At 69.5% G+C, this 17860-nt stretch carries 14 protein-coding genes; 7 read left to right on the forward strand and 7 right to left on the reverse strand.

The window, feature by feature from the left end; translation table 11 throughout:
- Positions 1 to 22: 22 nt before the first annotated feature.
- Positions 23 to 2881 carry a TonB-dependent receptor domain-containing protein gene (locus FPZ22_RS05880; RefSeq protein WP_144891274.1) on the reverse strand — a complete coding sequence of 953 codons (2859 nt, stop codon included), beginning with the start codon at positions 2879 to 2881 and terminating at the stop codon, positions 23 to 25.
- 320 nt (positions 2882 to 3201) lie between these two features.
- Between FPZ22_RS05880 and FPZ22_RS05885 the strand changes: the two genes are divergently transcribed.
- The 6 genes from FPZ22_RS05885 to FPZ22_RS05910 all read left to right on the forward strand — a co-directional run bounded on the left by FPZ22_RS05885 (position 3202) and on the right by FPZ22_RS05910 (position 10746).
- Positions 3202 to 4494: an efflux RND transporter periplasmic adaptor subunit gene (locus FPZ22_RS05885; RefSeq protein WP_144891276.1), complete on the forward strand. Its 1293-nt coding sequence runs from the start codon at positions 3202 to 3204 to the stop codon at positions 4492 to 4494.
- 252 nt (positions 4495 to 4746) lie between these two features.
- Positions 4747 to 5505, forward strand: coding sequence for an ABC transporter ATP-binding protein (locus FPZ22_RS05890; RefSeq protein ID WP_144891278.1), 759 nt, complete (start codon positions 4747 to 4749; stop codon positions 5503 to 5505).
- A gap of 10 nt (positions 5506 to 5515) precedes the next feature.
- Positions 5516 to 6820 carry an ABC transporter permease gene (locus FPZ22_RS05895; protein WP_144891280.1) on the forward strand — a complete coding sequence of 435 codons (1305 nt, stop codon included), beginning with the start codon at positions 5516 to 5518 and terminating at the stop codon, positions 6818 to 6820.
- A gap of 35 nt (positions 6821 to 6855) precedes the next feature.
- Entirely contained in the window at positions 6856 to 8082 is a 1227-nt protein-coding gene (locus tag FPZ22_RS05900) for an ABC transporter permease (protein ID WP_144891282.1), read from the forward strand.
- Positions 8083 to 8092: 10 nt separating this feature from the next.
- Positions 8093 to 9436 carry a sigma-54-dependent transcriptional regulator gene (locus FPZ22_RS05905; protein ID WP_144891284.1) on the forward strand — a complete coding sequence of 448 codons (1344 nt, stop codon included), beginning with the start codon at positions 8093 to 8095 and terminating at the stop codon, positions 9434 to 9436.
- Positions 9436 to 10746: a sensor histidine kinase gene (locus FPZ22_RS05910; RefSeq protein WP_246120949.1), complete on the forward strand. Its 1311-nt coding sequence runs from the start codon at positions 9436 to 9438 to the stop codon at positions 10744 to 10746. The genes FPZ22_RS05905 and FPZ22_RS05910 overlap by 1 nt, the downstream gene beginning before the upstream one ends.
- Positions 10747 to 10750: 4 nt before the next feature.
- Here the strand turns inward: FPZ22_RS05910 and glmU are convergent, their stop codons facing one another.
- On the reverse strand, positions 10751 to 12160 hold the full coding sequence (gene glmU, locus FPZ22_RS05915) for a bifunctional UDP-N-acetylglucosamine diphosphorylase/glucosamine-1-phosphate N-acetyltransferase GlmU (protein ID WP_425463020.1): 1410 nt from the start codon (positions 12158 to 12160) through the stop codon (positions 10751 to 10753).
- 128 nt (positions 12161 to 12288) lie between these two features.
- On the opposite strand from glmU, the gene FPZ22_RS05920 reads away from it, so the two are divergent.
- Positions 12289 to 12672, forward strand: coding sequence for a GtrA family protein (locus FPZ22_RS05920; RefSeq protein ID WP_144891286.1), 384 nt, complete (start codon positions 12289 to 12291; stop codon positions 12670 to 12672).
- A gap of 56 nt (positions 12673 to 12728) precedes the next feature.
- Here the strand turns inward: FPZ22_RS05920 and FPZ22_RS05925 are convergent, their stop codons facing one another.
- The 5 genes from FPZ22_RS05925 to FPZ22_RS05945 form a co-directional block, all read right to left on the reverse strand.
- The gene (locus tag FPZ22_RS05925; protein ID WP_144891288.1) at positions 12729 to 13151 is read right to left on the reverse strand and encodes a F0F1 ATP synthase subunit epsilon; all 423 of its coding nucleotides are present in this window, start codon (positions 13149 to 13151) and stop codon (positions 12729 to 12731) included.
- Between the two features lie 15 nt (positions 13152 to 13166).
- A complete protein-coding gene (gene atpD, locus FPZ22_RS05930; RefSeq protein WP_144891290.1) occupies positions 13167 to 14576 on the reverse strand; it encodes a F0F1 ATP synthase subunit beta in 1410 nt (469 codons plus the stop codon).
- A 103-nt stretch (positions 14577 to 14679) separates the two neighbouring features.
- Positions 14680 to 15543 carry a F0F1 ATP synthase subunit gamma gene (gene atpG, locus FPZ22_RS05935; protein ID WP_144891292.1) on the reverse strand — a complete coding sequence of 288 codons (864 nt, stop codon included), beginning with the start codon at positions 15541 to 15543 and terminating at the stop codon, positions 14680 to 14682.
- 101 nt (positions 15544 to 15644) lie between these two features.
- Positions 15645 to 17195 (reverse strand): F0F1 ATP synthase subunit alpha, encoded by a 1551-nt coding sequence (gene atpA, locus FPZ22_RS05940; RefSeq protein WP_144891294.1) that lies wholly within the window; start codon positions 17193 to 17195, stop codon positions 15645 to 15647.
- 135 nt (positions 17196 to 17330) lie between these two features.
- Positions 17331 to 17858 carry a F0F1 ATP synthase subunit delta gene (locus FPZ22_RS05945; RefSeq protein WP_144891296.1) on the reverse strand — a complete coding sequence of 176 codons (528 nt, stop codon included), beginning with the start codon at positions 17856 to 17858 and terminating at the stop codon, positions 17331 to 17333.
- Positions 17859 to 17860: the final 2 nt, after the last annotated feature.

The raw sequence follows: 17860 nt of genomic DNA on the forward strand, positions 1-17860 counted from the left end.
AGTCGACTCGACCCCCGAAGGGTCAGAAGTCGAAGGTGAGGCTGGTGAACGCGTAGCGGCCGGCCTGGTCGTAGCCTCCCAGCGCGTTGGCGTTGGCCGGGCTCAGGTTGCCACCGATCATCGGCGGCTCCTTGTCCGCGATGTTGTTCACACCCACCGTCCAGGTGATGTTGTCCCCCAGCCGCACCGAACCGGACAGGTCGATGTAGTTGAAGGCCTTCTGCTTGCCCGGGCCGCTGAGGAACCGGTCGTTGGCCGGCGTCGACCCGTCGACGTTGCGGTAGTCCATCTCACCGATGTAGCGCCAGCGCAGGCCGACCGTATAGCGGTCGAAGGCGTAGCGGACGTTGGCGATATGGCGCCACTCGGGGGTCGAACACTGGCTGTTGATCAGGCCTTCGCAGCTGTAGTCCGCCGAGCTGTCGCCGGGAACCGGCTGGAAGGAACGCTCGAGGATGTAGCTGCCGACGAACGACGTCGTGAGCCGGCCGGGGCCGACCTGGAAGCCGTAGCCGCCGGTGAGGTCGATGCCGCGGAAACGGCGGGTGCCGAAGTTGCCGTTGGTGTTGACCACCAGGCCCGAGGTGTCGGGATCGCTGCCGCGGAAGAGATCGCCGGTGACCGCGTTGCGGCGGATCAGCGCGCACATGGCGTCCTGCCCGTTGGCGCAGAGGTTGATGATGGTGCGCGCACCGATGGTGCCGATCACGTTCTCGAGCTCGATGTCGTAGTAGTCGATGCTCAGCTCGAGGTTGTCGATCGGGCTGGCCGCGAAGCCCACGGTCCAGGTGTTGGCGATTTCCGGCTGGAGGTTCGGGTTGCCGCCGGTGAACTGGTTGTTCTGGCCAGCGGGATTGGCGGCGACGTTCCCGTACTGCGCCGCGCTGACGCCGGTGCGGGCGCACTGGGCGGCGGTGAACTCGGGCGTCGGCCCGGCGCAGGGATCGTCGCCGGCCCAGAGCGCGATCTGCTGGTCCGCGAACAGCTCGCCGATGTTGGCGCCGCGGATCGCCCGGTTGAAGCCGGCGCGGAAGCGGTAACGGTTGTCGGCGAAGCCGGCGCCCAGGCCCACCTTCCAGGTGTCGACCGTGCCGGACGTGCTGTAGTCGGTGTAACGGTATCCGAGCTGCAGGTCGACGCTGTCGAAGCCCGCGGCGTCGGCGACCAGCGGCACGTTGGCCTCCAGGAAGACTTCCTCGACGTCGTAGCCGCCGGACAGGTTCGTGGTCGGACCGCCGAGGCCGGTGAAGTTGCCGGTCTGCATGTTGGTGTCGGCGACGCGCTTGAAGCGTTCGTTGCGCTTCTCGAAGCCGGCCACGGCGCTGATCGGCCTGTCGGCGACGATGCCGAAGCCGAGGTCGCCGGTCGCGTAGGCGTTGAACACCTTCATGTCCGTGGCGTAGTTCACGATGCCGACGCCCTGCAGCGCCTGTGCCTGCTCCGGCGTGACGCTGTCCGACCACACCTCGTAGGGGATGCAGCCGTCGAACGAGCCCGTCGGACAACCCAGCAGCGCGTCGCGCACCCGGGTGGTCACGAAGTCGTTGTGGTTCTCCGACATCGCCGTCGTGCGCGCGTACTGGAGCGAGGCGTCCCAGGTCCAGCCGGAGTCGAACAGCGCGCCGGTGGCGCCCGCGACGATGCTGTAGTTGGTCGATTCGTCATTCGAGAGCCGCGGCCCGCCTTCCACGTTGCGCTTCGCGACATAGACGACGAACTCGTCGTCGGTGATGCCGATGTCCGAGCACATGGTGCCGATGACGGCGGTGCCGCAGTTCACCACGAGGTCGGTGAAGAACGCGCCCGACGGCGCGATCTGGGTGCCGCTGCGACGGTTCACGAACATGGTTTCCAGGTACGGCTGGAAATATTCGTTGACGTCGTAGGTGACGCTGGCGCCGGCGGTGAAGCGCGTGTCCGGGCGCTGGAAGTAGTTGATCGGCGCGTAGTTGTACACGTTCGGACCGTCCGGGATGACCCAGCCCGACGTCGAAGGCGCGACGTAGGTGTACAGGCCCGAGCCGGGCGCCACGATGTAGAAGTTGGCGGGGTCGGCGGTGGGAGAGCCGCCGCAGGCGGTACCTGCACCGTTCAGCGCGCACGACGAGTAGTCGCGCTGGCCCTGCAGCAGCGCGCGGCCCTTGCGCCAGGTCGCCCATGCCATGGCGTGGCCGCCCTCGCCGAACGCGCCGCCGATGGCCAGGTCGATGTTGCGCGTGGTCCCGTCCAGCCCCGAGTCTCCGGTCGGATAGTCGAAGCCGCGCTGGTCCATCAGCCCCTGGATGTAGCCGTTGTCATTGTCGTGCTGGTAGCCCGAATAGCCGAGGTTGACGCTGACGCCCTCGAACCTGTTGTCGAGGATGAAGTTGACCACGCCGGCAATCGCGTCCGAGCCGTAGACGGCCGAGGCGCCACCCGTGAGCACGTCGACGCGCTGCAGCAGCGCCGCGGGCACGATGCTGATGTCGGGCGTTTCGCCCAGCCCCTTGGGAATGCGGCGGCCGTTGACGAGCGCGAGGGTCCGGCTGGGACCCATGGCGCGCAGGTCCACGGTCGCATAGCCGGTGGAACCGTTGTTGAGGAAGTTGTCGAAATCCAGCGCCAGCTGCGGGTACTGGTTGACCAGGTCCTCCACCGTGGTGGCGCCTGAGTACTTGAACTCTTCCTGGGAAATCTCGGTGACCGGGCTGGACGCGGTCATCGTCTGGCTGCGGATGCGGGTGCCGGTGACCCGGATCGTGTCCAGGGTGGTGGCGCTCGCGAGTGTCTCCGTGGCGCCCTGGTCCTGTGCGAAAGCGGTGCTGGTTCCTGCGATGCCGACTGCGCTGACGGCGAGCGCGACCGCAATCGCCTCCCGCAGCTTGCTGCGTTTCGGGTTCATCTCTCTCTCCGGAATAGGAATCAAAGACCTGCCGCGACTGCCGTGAGGCTCCCCTTCTCGTCGCCACTGGACCCCACCTGAACGATGGAGCGACCCGATACTAATCTCACTTGAACCTGAAATACACATATGTTTAACAATCTGACCGGAAGGGCGCGCGGGGAGATGCCCCCTCCTGCGTCCGGTGGCGGACACCGGCGGACGTCCGGGACGCTCGCTCCGGACACTGCGGCCCCGGCCTGAAACCCTTCCGGATCAGAGACTTGGCGTTTGGCACGGAGCCTGCGTATCCCAGGGTGAACACCACCCCGGAACGCTCCATGTCCCCTCTCCGCCCCATCCGTGATACGTCCGGCCAGGACGCCCCCCGCGAGCCCCTCGCCACTGGACGACGCCTGCGGCGCTGGACCTGGCCCGCGCTGGCGGGTGTCCTCCTGCTGGCCGCGGCCGCGTGGACGGTGGCGTCCTGGGCCTCCGGCGGCCGCTCGCTCGATGCTTCGCGCCTGCGCATCGCCGAAGTGGTGCGCGGCGACCTGGTCCGCGACCTCTCGGCCGACGGGCGCGTGATTGCCGCCAACAGCCCCACGCTGTACGCGATCGCCGGCGGCACCGTGACGCTCCGGGTGGTGGCCGGCGATACCGTGGAGAAGGGCCAGGAGCTGGCGGTGATCGACAGTCCCGAACTGCGCAGCCGGCTGGTGCAGGAAGAGTCCACGCTCGCCAGCCTGCAGGGCGAAGCCAACCGCGCCATGCTCGACGCGCGGCTGACCCGCTCCGATGCGCAGAAGCTGCTCGACCAGGCGCTGATCGACCACGTCGCCGCCCAGCGCGACGTCGAACGCTACCAGCGCGCCTGGGAAGGCGGCGCGGTGTCGAAGAACGAGTACGACCGCGCGCTCGACGGCCTGAAGAAGGCCGAGATCGGCGTGGCCGCGGCCCGGCAGGACTTCGCGCTGCAGGGCCAGGGCGCCGGCATCGACGCCAGCAACAAGCGCCTGCTGGCCGAGCGCCAGGAAGCCGTGGTGGCGGAACTGCGCCGCCAGGTGGAGGCGCTCACGCTGCGCGCGCCGTTCGACGGCCAGGTCGGCCAGGTGCAGATCGCCCAGGGCACCAACGTGGCCGCCAACGCGCCGATCCTGGGCGTGGTGGACCTGTCGCAGTTCGAGGTCGAGATCAAGGTCCCGGAGAGCTTCGCCCGCGACCTCGGCATCGGCATGCCGGCCGAGGTCAGCAGCGTCGGCAGGCAGTGGCCGGCCGAGATCTCGGCGGTGTCGCCGGAAGTCGTCAACGGCGAGGTAAATGCGCGCCTGCGCTTCGCCGATGGCAAGCAGCCGCCCGGACTGCGGCAGAACCAGAGGCTGTCGGCGCGCATCGTAATGGATACACGCAACGACGTGCTGATGGTCGAACGCGGCCCCTTCCTCGAACAGCATGGCGGCAGCTTCGCCTACGTCGTGGAAGGCGGCAGCGCCACGCGGCGTCCGATCCAGGCCGGGGCTTCCAGCCTCTCCGCCGTCGAGATCGTTTCAGGGCTGCAGGCCGGCGAACGCATCGTCGTGTCGGGCAGCGATCAGTTCCAGCAAGCGGACCGCGTCCGCATTTCCGGAGAATGACCATGAACGCAAGCATCAATTCCCCCCCCGGCCGCACTGGAGTTCGGCCGAGCTGGCCGACGCCGTCCCCCGGCGCCTGAGCGGGCTGTCGCACTTCGATGTGCACCCCGACGCCCCGTTCGCTGAATCCGCGAACGGCGAACCCCACCGTGCGCTCCAGCTGTCACACCACTACGTGCCGGACTCGGTCCTCCCCGGCATGTTCCGCGCGCACTGATGCCCTCTTCCGCCACCTAACAAGGATCCACCGCCATGCTGGACATGCGCCAGGTCACCAAGGTCTACCGCACCGAGCTGGTCGAGACGCACGCGCTGCGCTCGCTCGACCTCAGCGTGAAGGAAGGCGAGTTCGTCGCCGTCACCGGCCCGTCCGGCTCGGGCAAGACCACCTTCCTCAACATCGCCGGTCTGCTCGAGACCTTCACCGGCGGCGAATACCACCTCGACGGCGTCGACGTGAGGGGGCTCGGCGACAACGCGCGCTCGCGCCTGCGCAACGAGAAGATCGGCTTCATCTTCCAGGGATTCAACCTGATCCCGGACCTGAACCTGTTCGACAACGTCGACGTGCCGCTGCGCTACCGCGGCATGCCCGCCAACGAGCGCAAGCTGCGCATCGAGGACGCGCTGGGCATGGTCGGCCTGGGTTCGCGCATGAAGCACTTCCCGGCGGAACTCTCCGGCGGCCAGCAGCAGCGCGCGGCGATCGCTCGCGCGCTCGCCGGCAGCCCGCGCCTGCTGCTGGCGGACGAACCCACCGGCAACCTGGACACGCAGATGGCGCGCAGCGTGCTCGAGCTGCTGGAGGACATCAACCAGCAGGGCACCACCATCGTCATGGTCACCCACGACCCGGAGCTGGCCGCGCGCGCGCACCGCAACGTGCACATCGTCGACGGCATGGCAACCGACCTCACGGTGGAGCCCGGCCTGACCCGTGCCGCCCGGGCGGGCCGCATCGAGGCCGAGGCCGTGGCCAACGCCAACGCCGCCGCCGACGCCGACGCCTGAGGACGCAGCCATGTTCGCCTATTACTTCAGGCTCGCCCTGCGCAGCTTCCGCCGCAACAAGGCGCTGACCGCGCTGATGGTGCTGGCGATCGCGCTGGGCATCGGCGCCAGCATGACCACGCTGACGGTGTTCAAGGTGCTCTCCGGAGACCCGATCCCCGGCAAGAGCGACCGTCTGTTCCTGGTGCAGCTGGATCCCGAACCCGTCGCCACCCAGGTTCCCGGCGAAGAGCCGATGGAACTGCTCACCCGCTACGACGCCGAGGAACTGCTGCGCCAGGCGCGCGGCGTGCGCCAGGCGATGATGGTCGGCGGCCGCACGATCATCGAGCCCGGCTCGTCGACGCTCAAGCCCTTCATCGACCAGGCGCGCTATGCCACCGCCGACTTCTTCCCGATGTTCGAGGCACCCTTCCTCCACGGCCAGGGCTGGAGCCGGAGCGACGACGACGCCCGCGCCCGCGTGGTGGTGATCTCGAAGACGCTGAACGACAAGCTGTTCGGCGGCGCCGACAGCACCGGCCGCGAACTGCGTCTCGACGGCAGCGCGCTGCGCATCGTCGGCGTGCTCGACGACTGGTCGCCCAGCCCCAAGTTCTACGACCTCAACACCGGTGCCTACGGCCGCGACGAGCAGGTCTTCATCCCCTTCTCCACCGCCATGGACCTGGATCTGACGACCACCGGCATGACCAACTGCTTCGGCAACAGCCCGGTCAGCGACAGCCGCGACATCGCCGCGGCCTGCGCCTGGATCCAGTACTGGGTCGAGCTCGAGAGCCCGGCGCAGGCGGGCGACTACAAGGCCTGGCTCGACAACTACTCCGCCCAGCAGAAGACCGCCGGCCGCTTCCAGCGCGAACCGAACGTGCGCCTGCGCGACGTCATGTCCTGGCTGGACTTCCGCCAGGTGGTGCCGGGCGACGTGCGCCTGCAGATGTGGCTGGCGCTGGGCTTCCTGCTGGTCTGCCTGCTCAACACCGTCGGCCTGCTGCTGGCCAAGTTCCTGCGCCGGGGCGGCGAGATCGGAGTGCGCCGGGCGCTGGGCGCGTCGCGGCGGGACATCTTCGCGCAGTGCCTGGTGGAGGCGGGCACGGTCGGCCTCGCTGGCGGCGTGCTCGGCCTCGGGCTGGCGCTGCTGGGCCTCTGGGCGGTGCGTCAGCGTCCGACCGGCTATGCCGCCCTCGCCCACCTCGACGGCTCGATGCTGCTCGCCACCTTCGGGCTCGCACTGGTCGCGAGCCTGCTCGCCGGCCTCCTGCCGGCGTGGCGCGCGATGCAGATCACGCCCGCGGTACAGCTGAAATCGCAGTAGGCCCGACCCGGCCCTTCCCGTTCGAGGAACCACACATGGACATCCGACCCATCCTTTCCACCCTGCTGCGGCACAGGACGGCCGCGGCGCTGATCGTGCTGGAGATCGCGCTGAGCTGTGCGATCGTCTGCAACGCGCTGTTCCTGATCGCCGAGCGCATCGACGCCGTCTCCCGGCCCAGCGGCATCGCCGACCGGGAACTGCTGCAGATCCGGCTCAGCGGCATCGGCCCCACCGAGAATGCAGACGCCCGCACCCGCGAGGACATGGCGGCGCTGCGCGCCGTGCCCGGCGTGGCCGGGGTCACCATGGTCAACCAGTTCCCGTTCTCCAGCAGCGCCTCCAACTCCGGCCTGACCCTGAGCCCGGAGCAGGAGCGTGCGTCGCTGGTCGCTGCGACATACCAGGGCGACGAGGCCATGGTCCGCACCCTGGGCATCCGGCTGGCCGCCGGCCGCGACTTCCGGCCGGACGAGTTCATGGACGCCACCGCCCTGGAACAGGTCACCGACTACAGCACCCTGTCCAGCCCCACCATCGTCAGTGCATCGGTCGCGGAGAAGCTGTTCCCGGGCGCGAACGCCCTGGGCAGGACCGTCTACCTGGGCCCGGTGCCGCTGACCATCATCGGCGTGGCGGAAACCCTCACCCGGCCCAACGAAGCCGGCAGCGGCAACATGACGGATTCCCTGATCCTGCCGGTCCGGAACAACTACACCAACGGCGGCTCCTACATGGTCCGCGTCACCGACCCCGCGCGCCGCGACGAGGTGCTGGCCGCGTCGGTCGCCGCGCTGGAGAAGGTCGACCCCAACCGCCTGGTGATCGACCAGCAGACCTACAGCGCGATCCGCGACCGCTTCTTCCGCGCCGACCGCGACATGATCGTGCTGCTCAGCGTGGTCTGCCTCGCCCTGCTGGTGGTCACCGCGCTGGGCATCGTCGGCCTGGCAAGCTTCTGGGTCCAGCAGCGCAGCAAGCAGATCGGCATCCGCCGGGCGCTGGGCGCCACCCGGGGCCAGATCCTGCGCTACTTCCAGACCGAGAACTTCATCCTCGCCACCATCGGCATCACCCTCGGCATGCTGCTGGCCTTCGGCATCAACCAGCTGCTGATGGGCCGCTACGAGCTGCCGCGGCTGCCGCTGGCCTACCTGCCGGTGGGCGCGGTCACGCTGTGGCTGCTCGGGCAGATCGCCGTCTACGGCCCGGCACGCCGCGCGGCCTCCGTGCCTCCGGCCGTGGCCACGCGCAGCGTATGATCCGGGTCCGATGCCGACCATCCTGATCATCGACGACAATCCCGCCGTCGCCACAGCGCTGGAGGTGCTGTTCTCGCTGCACGACATCGACAGCGTGTCCGCGCGGTCCCCCGACGAGGGGCTGGCGCGGCTGCGCGAGGGCGGCGTCGACCTGGTGGTGCAGGACATGAACTTCCATGCCGACACCACCTCGGGCGAGGAAGGCATCGCGCTGTTCCACGCGATCCGCGGCCGGGAACCCGACCTGCCGGTCATCCTGCTCACGGCCTGGACGCACCTCGAGTCGGCGGTCGACCTGGTCAAGGCCGGCGCCGCCGACTACCTGGCCAAGCCATGGGACGACCGCAGGCTGCTGGCGACGGTCAACAACCTGCTGGAGCTGTCCGAGGCGCGGCGTGAACTCGCCCGCCATCGCGGCGCCGAGCGCCGCCGTCGCGACGCGCTGGCGCAGGGCCACGACCTGTGCGGCGTGGTCTACGCCGACCCCGCCAGCGAACGGCTGCTGGCGCTGGCCTGCCAGGTGGCGCGCTCGGAGCTTCCGGTGCTGATCACCGGGCCCAACGGCGCCGGCAAGGAGAAGATCGCCGAGATCGTGCACGCGAACTCGATGGTCAAGGACGGCCCGTTCGTCGCGCTCAACTGCGGCGCGCTGCCGGGCGAGCTGATCGAGGCCGAACTGTTCGGCGCCGAGGCCGGGGCCTACACCGGGGCCGGCAAGGCGCGCGAGGGCAAGTTCGAGGCCGCCGACGGCGGCACCCTGTTCCTGGACGAGATCGGCAACCTGCCGCCCGCCGGCCAGATGAAGCTGCTGCGCGTGCTCGAGACCGGACGCTTCGCGCGCCTGGGCAGCAATCGCGAACGCCAGGTCAGGGTGCGCGTGGTCAGCGCCACCAACGCCGACCTGCCGGCGATGATCCGCGACGGCCGCTTCCGGGAGGATCTCTACTACCGGCTCAACGCCGTCGAGCTGCGGCTGCCGCCGCTGGCCGAGCGGCCCGACGACATCCTGCCGCTTGCACTGCACTTCCTGCCGCCGGGCAAGCGCCTGCGCGCCGACGCCGAGCGCGCCCTGCTGCGCCACGCCTGGCCGGGCAACGTCCGCGAACTGCGCAACGTAGTGCAGCGCGCGGCGCTGCTGTCGGCCGGCGAGGCGGTCGCCGGGGACGCGCTGGGACTGCCCGCGGCCAGCGGCTCCACGCACGGGGCGCACGTCGCCGAGGAACCCGATCGCGCCGCCATCGAATCCGCCCTGGCCCGCAGCCGCGGCGTGCTGGCGCAGGCGGCCAGCGAACTCGGGCTGTCGCGGCAGGCGCTGTACCGCCGCCTCGACCGCCTCGGCATCCGACGCGACTGATGCGCCGGCCCTGGCGCCCGCCGCTGGGCCTGGCCTTCGTCGCGCTCGCGCTCGTCTGCATGGCGTTTGCGGTGGGGCTGGCGCTGTGGCTCGAGACCTGGATCCGGCCGCGCTGGCTGGCGCTGCCGGTGGCGGTGCTGCTGCCGCTGCCGCTGCTGCTCTACCACGTGCGCCGCCTTCTGCGTCCGGCGCGTTCGCTGTTCCGCGCGCTCGCCGGCAGCGTGGCCAGCTACCGCGACGGCGACTACAGCTTCGGGGTGTCCTGGGACGGCCGCGGCGAGCTGGCCGAACTCGTGGACGCGCATCGTGCGCTGGGCGACACGCTCCGCGACCAGCGCCAGCGCCTGGTGCAGCGCGAGCTGCTGCTCGACACCATGGTCCAGAACACGCCGGTGGCGATGCTGCTGGTGGATCCGTCCGGCCACGTCGTGCTCGGCAACCTCGCGGCACGCAAGCTGCTGGGCGATGGGCACCGGCTCGAGGGTGTGGCCTTCGACGAACTGCTCGCGCGCGCGCCCGAAGCGCTGCGCGACGCCTTCGCCCGCGGCGGCGACGGCATGTTCACCGTCGGCAGCGAGGACGACGAGGACATCTACCACCTGAGCCGCCGCCTGTTCCGCCTCAACGGACGCCGCCATGAACTGGTGCTGCTGCGCCAGCTCACCGCCGAGCTGCGTCGTCAGGAGGTGCAGACCTGGAAGAAGGTGATCCGGGTGATCAGCCACGAGCTCAACAATTCGCTGGCACCGATCGCGTCGCTGGCCCACTCGGGCGCGGAGCTGCTGAAGCGCGGCCAGTACGAGCGCCTGCCGGCGGCGCTGGCCACGATCGAGGAGCGCGCGCGCCACCTCGAGGGTTTCCTGCGCGACTACGCGCGCTTCGCCAAGCTGCCCGCGCCGCGGCTGGAAGCGATCGAGTGGCAGGCCTTCCTGGAGCGACTGCGCAGCCAGGTGGAATTCGGCATCGAGGGCCACGTCGAGGGCAGCGTTCGCGCCGACGCCGCCCAGCTCGGGCAAGCGATGCTCAACCTGTTGAAGAACGCGCACGAATCCGGCTCGGAGCCCGGAGGCGTGCGCGTTTCGCTGCGCCGCCTGCCCGAAGGCTGGCGCATCGACGTGCTCGACCGCGGCAGCGGCATGAACGAAACGGTGCTGTCGAACGCGCTGCTGCCGTTCTATTCCACCAAGCGCCACGGCACCGGCCTGGGCCTGGCGCTGGCGCGTGAAATCGCCGAAGCCCACGGCGGCCGCCTCGCCCTGCTCAACCGCGAGGGCGGCGGCCTGTGCGTGAGCATGGTGCTGCCCGACTGAACCCCTACGGGGAGGAGGAGGCCGGGGGTTCCGGTTTCCGGGTCGGACGATGCCAGGCGTCGATGGTCTGCTGGCGACCGCGGGCGAGGGTCAGCTTGCCCTCGGGCGCGTTGCCGGTGATCACCGAACCGGCGCCGATCGTGGCCTGGCGGCCGATGGTCACCGGCGCCACCAGCGACGAATTCGAGCCGATGAACGCACCGTCCCCGATCGTGGTGGTGGACTTGTTCACGCCGTCGTAGTTGCAGGTGATGGTGCCGGCCCCGACGTTGACGCCGGCGCCGATGTCGGCGTCGCCCAGGTAGCTGAGGTGGCTGGCCTTGCTGCCCACGCCGAGCACCGCGTTCTTGGTCTCGACGAAGTTGCCGATGTGCACGCCGTCGGCAAGCACGGTGCCGGGGCGCAGGCGCGCGAACGGGCCGATGCGCACCGCGCCCTCGGTGCGCGCACCCTCGATGTCGCAGTGCGCGCGCACCTCGGTGCCCGGGCCGAGTTCGGCGTCGCGGATGCGGCAGAACGGCCCGATGCGCACGCCGTCGCCCAGCACCACGCGGCCCTCGAACACCACGTCGGCATCGATCTCGACGTCGCGCCCGGCCGTGACTTCTCCGCGGATGTCGACCCGCGCCGGATCGGCGAAACGCACGCCCTCGCCGCACAGCGCGCGCACCAGGCGCCGCTGCATGGCGCGCTCCAGCTGCGCCAGCTGCCAGGGATCATTCGCGCCCTCGGTCTCGACCGGATCGTCGACGAACACCATCTCCGCGGCGCTGTACTCCGCCGCCGCCATGGCGAAGACGTCGGTCAGGTAGTACTCGCCCTGGGCGTTGTCGCTCGACAGCCGGCCCAGCCAGTTCTTGAGCGCGGTCGCCTCGGCGGCCAGCACGCCGGTGTTGATGGTGCTGATGCGGCGCTGCGCGGCGTCGGCGTCCTTCTCCTCGACGATCGCCCCCACGTTGCCTTCGGGATCGCGGACGATGCGGCCGTAGCCGCGGGGATCGTCGACCTCGGCCACCAGCACGGCAAGGCGGTCGCCGGCGGCGAGCAGGCGTCGCAGCGTGGCGGTCGTGATCAGCGGCACGTCGCCGTAGAGCACCAGCACCTGGGCGCCGTCGGGCACGCCGGGCATCGCCTCGCGCACGGCATGGCCGGTGCCGAGCCGGCTCGCCTGCTCCACCCACTCCAGGTCGGCCTGGCCCGAGAAGGCTTCACGCACCTGGTCGCCGCCGTGGCCATGGACGACGTGGATGGCGGCGGGCCCAAGCGCGCGCGCGGCATCGATCACATGCGCGAGCATCGGCCGGCCGGCGATCTTCTGCAGCACCTTCGGCAGGTCCGACCGCATGCGCTTTCCCTCGCCGGCGGCGAGGATCACGACGTGGAGTTCGGTCATCGGACTGTGCTCGTCGGGCATGGTGCGTCCTGTCGCGGTTGCCGGCAGGCCATTCTAGCGAGGGGTGCTGCTAGCATGCGCGCAATGCCGCCGACCGCGCCGAATGTCATGCCCGGGTTCCGGATCCACGGGTCCGGGGAGCGCCCGCGATGAGCCTGGTCCGGCAGGGCCCGAGCTATCTGGCGATCGGCGGCATCCAGTGGCTGCTGGACTGGGCAGTGATGGTGCTGCTCAGCCACCTCGGCCTGCGGATCGGCCTGGCCAACATCGTCGGCCGGGTCTGCGGGGCGCTGCTGGGCTTCTGGCTCAACGGCAAGTTCACCTTCACCGGCGAGGGGCACGCCCTGGGTCGCAGGCAGCTGCTGCGCTTCGTGGCCATGTGGCTGGTGATGACCCTGCTCAGCACGGTCGCGATCGAGGCGATCGATGATCTGCTGGGGCGCCAGTGGGCGTGGCTGGCCAAACCGCTGGTCGAGGCGGGGCTGGGCGTCCTCGGATTCGTCGTGTCGCGGCACTGGATCTACCGCCTCTGAACCACGAAAAAGCCCCGCGCGTGGCGGGGCTCTTTCTTCGCGGACGGCTGCCGTCCTCAGTGCTTGAGGTTCCTGCGCAGCCGCTCCAGCGCCTGCAGCTGGGCCGCGACCTCGGCCATCTTCTTCTGGGCCTCGACCAGGTCCATGGCCTCGCCGCGGCCGGCCAGCACGCGTTCGGCCTCTTCCTTCGCCTTGCGCACCTTCTCCTCGTCGATCTCGTCGGCGCGGATGGCGGTGTCGGCGAGGATGGTCACCACCTGCGGCTGCACCTCGAGGATGCCGCCGCTGATGGCGAAGTCCAGCTTCTGGCCGTCGGCCTGGGTCACCACCACTTTGCCCGGCTTCAGGCGGGTGATCAGCGGCGCGTGGCGCGGCGCGATGCCGAGCTCGCCGACTTCACCGGTGACGACCACCAGGGTGGCCTCGCCGCGGAAGATCTCGGCCTCGGCGCTGACGATGTCGCAACGGATGGTGGTCATGGGTCCCTACCTGCCTCAGGCCTTCTCGGCCATCTTCGCGGCCTTCTCGACCGCCTCGTCGATGCTGCCGACCATGTAGAACGCCTGCTCCGGCAGGTGGTCGTACTCGCCGTCGACGATGCCCTTGAAGCCGCGGATGGTCTCCTTCAGCGGCACGTACTTGCCCGGCGAACCGGTGAACACTTCGGCCACGTGGAACGGCTGCGAGAAGAAGCGCTCGATCTTGCGCGCGCGCGACACGGCCTGCTTGTCCTCTTCCGACAGCTCGTCCATGCCCAGGATCGCGATGATGTCCTTGAGCTCCTTGTACTTCTGGAGCGTGGCCTGGACCTTGCGCGCGGTCTCGTAGTGCTCGGCGCCGATCACGTTCGGATCGAGCTGGCGGCTGGTCGAGTCCAGCGGGTCCACCGCCGGGTAGATGCCCAGCGACGCGATCTGGCGGCTCAGCACGACGGTGGCGTCGAGGTGGGCGAAGGTGGTCGCCGGCGACGGGTCGGTCAGGTCGTCCGCGGGCACGTACACGGCCTGGATCGAGGTGATCGAACCGGTCCTGGTGGAGGTGATGCGCTCCTGCAGCACGCCCATCTCCTCGGCCAGGGTCGGCTGGTAGCCCACCGCCGACGGCATGCGGCCCAGCAGCGCCGACACTTCGGTACCGGCCAGGGTGTAGCGGTAGATGTTGTCGACGAACAGCAGCACGTCCTTGCCCTTGCCCGACTCGTCCTTCTCGTCGCGGAAGTACTCGGCCATGGTCAGGCCGGTCAGCGCGACGCGCAGGCGGTTGCCCGGCGGCTCGTTCATCTGGCCGTAGACCATCGCCACCTTGTCGAGGACGTTGGAGTCCTTCATCTCGTGGTAGAAGTCGTTGCCCTCGCGGGTACGCTCGCCCACGCCGGCGAACACCGACAGGCCCGAGTGCGCCTTCGCGATGTTGTTGATGAGCTCCATCATGTTCACGGTCTTGCCGACGCCGGCGCCGCCGAACAGGCCGACCTTGCCGCCCTTGGCGAACGGACACATCAGGTCGATGACCTTGATGCCGGTTTCCAGAAGCTCGGTGGACGAGGACTGGTCCTCGTAGGACGGGGCGGCGCGGTGGATCTCCCAGTGCGCCGAGGCCTCGACCGGGCCGGCCTCGTCGATCGGGCGCCCGAGCACGTCCATGATGCGGCCCAGCGTGCCGGCGCCGACCGGGACCGAAATCGCGCTGCCGGTGTTGGTGGCCACGAGGTTGCGCTTCAGTCCGTCGGTGGAGCCGAGCGCGATCGTGCGCACGACGCCGTCGCCCAGCTGCTGCTGCACCTCAAGCGTGATCTCGGTGCCGTCGACCTTCAGCGCGTCGTACACCTTCGGCACGTCGCTGCGCGGGAACTCGACGTCGACGACGGCGCCGATGATCTGGACGATCTTGCCCTGGTTGCTCATCACTTAAGTCCTCTGGAACCTGCTGTTTTCTCGTTTGCGGGAGCGGCCATGGCCGCCGTTGCTCGGGACCGGGCCCTGCGGCCCCTCCCACATGCTGTTTGGATCAGACCGCCGCCGCGCCGCCCACGATCTCGGAGATTTCCTGGGTGATCGCCGCCTGCCGGGCCTTGTTGTAGACCAGGTTCAGCGTGTCGATCAGCTTGGTCGCGTTGTCGCTCGCGGCCTTCATCGCGACCATGCGCGCGGCGTGCTCGGAGGCGATGTTCTCCATCACCGCCTGGTACACCAGCGACTCGATGTAGCGGGTCAGCACGTGCTCGAGCACGGACTCGGCGTCGGGCTCGTACAGGTAGTCCCAGTCATGGGTCATCAGCTGCTCGTCCGAGGGCGGCAGCGGCAGCAGCTGGTCGAAGGCCGCACGCTGGGTCATGGTGTTGACGAAGTCGTTGTAGACCACGAACACGCGGTCGTGCCGGCCCTCGACGAAGCCGTCGATCATGACCTTGACGATGCCGATCAGCTGCTCGACCTCGGGGTTGTCGCCGAGGTGGCTGACGCTGGCCAGCATGCCGACCTTGAGGCGGCGGAAGAACACCGTCGCCTTCTGGCCGATGGTGACGACGTCGACCTCCACGCCCTTCTCGCGCCACTCGCGCATCTCGCCGAGCAGCTTGCGGAACAGGTTGTTGTTCAGCCCGCCGGCCAGGCCACGGTCGGACGACACGATGATGTAGCCGACGCGCTTCACTTCCGGCCGCTCCACCAGGAACGGGTGCCGGTAGTCGGTGTTGGCCTGCGCGAGGTGCCCGATCAGCTGCTTCATCGCGCGCGCATACGGGCGCGAGGCCTTCATCCGCTCCTGCGCCTTGCGGATCTTCGAGGCCGAGACCATTTCCAGCGCGCGCGTCACCTTGCGGGTGTTCTGCACGCTCTTGATCTTGGTTTTGATTTCTCTGCCGCCGGCCATGTGATCGCTCGCTAGATGTGGTCTGGAATTCCTGGTCCCGGGTCCGGGGCCGCCTCAGGCGCCGCGGCCGGAAGCCGCCGCGCCCGTGGGCCCCGCCCTGCTTACCAGGAGCCCGTCGCCTTGAAGTCCTCGATGCCCTTGCGGAACGCCGCTTCGATCTCGTCGTTCCAGGCGCCGCTGGCGTTGATCTTCGAGACCAGCTCGCCGGCGGTGTTGTCGAAGTGGGCGTGCAGGCCCGCTTCGAAGGCGCCGATCTTGTTGACCGCGACGTCGTCGAGGTAGCCCTCGTTGACGGCGTAGATCGACAGCGCCTGGTGGGCGATCGACATCGGCTGGTACTGCTTCTGCTTCATCAGCTCCGTGACGCGCTGGCCGCGCTCGAGCTGCCTGCGGGTGGCGTCGTCGAGGTCGGAGGCGAACTGAGCGAACGCCGCCAGCTCGCGGTACTGCGCCAGCGAGATGCGGATGCCGCCCGACAGCTTCTTGATGATCTTGGTCTGCGCCGCGCCACCCACGCGCGACACCGAGATGCCGGCGTTCACGGCCGGGCGGATGCCGGCGTTGAAGAGGTCGGTCTCGAGGAAGATCTGGCCGTCGGTGATCGAGATCACGTTGGTCGGTACGAACGCGGAGACGTCGCCGGCCTGGGTCTCGATGATCGGCAGCGCGGTCAGCGAGCCGGTCTGGCCCTTCACTTCACCCTTGGTGAACTGCTCCACGTATTCCTCGGACACGCGCGCGGCGCGCTCGAGCAGGCGGGAGTGCAGGTAGAACACGTCGCCCGGATAGGCTTCGCGGCCCGGCGGGCGGCGCAGCAGCAGCGAGATCTGGCGGTAGGCCACGGCCTGCTTGGACAGGTCGTCATAGACGATCAGCGCATCCTGGCCGCGGTCCATGAAGTACTCGCCCATGGTGCAGCCGGAGTAGGCGCTGATGTACTGCATCGCTGCCGATTCCGACGCGGTGGCGGCGACCACGATGGTGTGCTCGAGGGCGCCGTTCTCTTCCAGCTTGCGGACGATGTTCGCGACCGTCGAAGCCTTCTGGCCGATGGCGACGTACACGCACTTGATGCCGGTGCCCTTCTGGTTGATCACGGCGTCGATGGCCATTGCGGTCTTGCCGGTCTGGCGGTCGCCGATGATCAGCTCGCGCTGGCCGCGGCCGATCGGGATCATGGCGTCGACCGACTTGTAGCCGGTCTGCACCGGCTGGTCGACCGACTTGCGCCAGATCACGCCCGGGGCGACGCGCTCGACCGGCGCCGACATCTTCGCGGCGATCGGGCCCTTGCCGTCGATCGGCTCGCCCAGCGCGTTGACCACGCGGCCCAGCAGCTCCGGGCCCACCGGCACTTCGAGGATGCGGCCGGTGGTCTTGGCCACGTCGCCCTCGCGCAGGTGCTCGTAGTCGCCGAGCACGACGGCGCCGACCGAGTCGCGCTCGAGGTTCAGGGCGAGCGCGAACGTGTCGTTCGGCAGCTCGATCATTTCGCCCTGCATCACGTCGGCCAGGCCGTAGATGCGCACGATGCCGTCGGACACGGAGGTGACCGTGCCCTCGTTGCGCGCCTCGGCGGCCAGCTTGACCTTCTCGATGCGGCTCCTGATCAGTTCGCTGATTTCAGAGGGGTTGAGCTGGGTGCTTGCCATTTCCGGTTCCTCGGTGCGCGCCAGCGGCTGGTGCGCGGTAAGTGGATCTTGTGGTGGTCATCGGGTCCGGCGGGGCCGGGGGCGCGATGGCCTGGGTACTTGATCGAGCTGTCGCAATCGCAGCTGTAGCTGCTCCTACGCGCCCAGGGCCGACTGCAGGCGCGCGAGCTTGCCGCGCAGGGAGCCGTCGATGACGACGTCGCCGGCGCTGATCACCGCGCCCCCGATGAGGGCGGGATCGACCGCGCGCTCGACCTCGACCGCGCTGCCGAAGCGGCGCTCGAGCGCGGCGCGGATGGTGGCCAGCTCGCCCTCCGACAGCTCGGCCGCCGAGGTCACCGTGGCGCGCACGACGTTCTCCGCCGCGGCGCGCAGGTCCTCGTAGAGGCCGGCGATCTCGGGCAGCAGCGGCAGGCGGCCGTTCGCTGCCAGCAGCGCGAGGAAATCGCGCTGTCCGGCCGTCGCCGCGCCGGGCGCCAGCAGCTCCACGGCCTCGGCGTCGGCGAGCGACGGGTGGCCCAGCAGCGGCGCGACGCGCGGGTCGGCCGCGACGCGGGCGGAGAGCGCCAGCGCCTGCGACCAGCCCGCCAGTTCGCCGCGGTCGCGCGCGATCGCGAAGGCCGCGCGGGCGTAGGGACGGGCGAGGGTGATCTCCTGGCTCATCG

Source organism: Luteimonas granuli (assembly GCF_007795095.1).
GTDB lineage: Bacteria > Pseudomonadota > Gammaproteobacteria > Xanthomonadales > Xanthomonadaceae > Luteimonas > Luteimonas granuli.

Bases quoted from the DNA above. Each gene is read 5' to 3' on its own strand.
- FPZ22_RS05920 (WP_144891286.1), top strand. From the start codon at position 12,289: ATGAGCCTGGTCCGGCAGGGCCCGAGCTATCTGGCGATCGGCGGCATC.
- atpD (WP_144891290.1), bottom strand. From the start codon at position 14,576: ATGAGCAACCAGGGCAAGATCGTCCAGATCATCGGCGCCGTCGTCGAC.
- FPZ22_RS05910 (WP_246120949.1), top strand. From the start codon at position 9,436: ATGCGCCGGCCCTGGCGCCCGCCGCTGGGCCTGGCCTTCGTCGCGCTC.
- atpG (WP_144891292.1), bottom strand. From the start codon at position 15,543: ATGGCCGGCGGCAGAGAAATCAAAACCAAGATCAAGAGCGTGCAGAAC.
- FPZ22_RS05945 (WP_144891296.1), bottom strand. From the start codon at position 17,858: ATGAGCCAGGAGATCACCCTCGCCCGTCCCTACGCCCGCGCGGCCTTC.
- FPZ22_RS05885 (WP_144891276.1), top strand. From the start codon at position 3,202: ATGTCCCCTCTCCGCCCCATCCGTGATACGTCCGGCCAGGACGCCCCC.
- FPZ22_RS05900 (WP_144891282.1), top strand. From the start codon at position 6,856: ATGGACATCCGACCCATCCTTTCCACCCTGCTGCGGCACAGGACGGCC.
- FPZ22_RS05880 (WP_144891274.1), bottom strand. From the start codon at position 2,881: ATGAACCCGAAACGCAGCAAGCTGCGGGAGGCGATTGCGGTCGCGCTC.
- glmU (WP_425463020.1), bottom strand. From the start codon at position 12,160: ATGCCCGACGAGCACAGTCCGATGACCGAACTCCACGTCGTGATCCTC.
- FPZ22_RS05895 (WP_144891280.1), top strand. From the start codon at position 5,516: ATGTTCGCCTATTACTTCAGGCTCGCCCTGCGCAGCTTCCGCCGCAAC.
- atpA (WP_144891294.1), bottom strand. From the start codon at position 17,195: ATGGCAAGCACCCAGCTCAACCCCTCTGAAATCAGCGAACTGATCAGG.
- FPZ22_RS05890 (WP_144891278.1), top strand. From the start codon at position 4,747: ATGCTGGACATGCGCCAGGTCACCAAGGTCTACCGCACCGAGCTGGTC.
- FPZ22_RS05925 (WP_144891288.1), bottom strand. From the start codon at position 13,151: ATGACCACCATCCGTTGCGACATCGTCAGCGCCGAGGCCGAGATCTTC.
- FPZ22_RS05905 (WP_144891284.1), top strand. From the start codon at position 8,093: ATGCCGACCATCCTGATCATCGACGACAATCCCGCCGTCGCCACAGCG.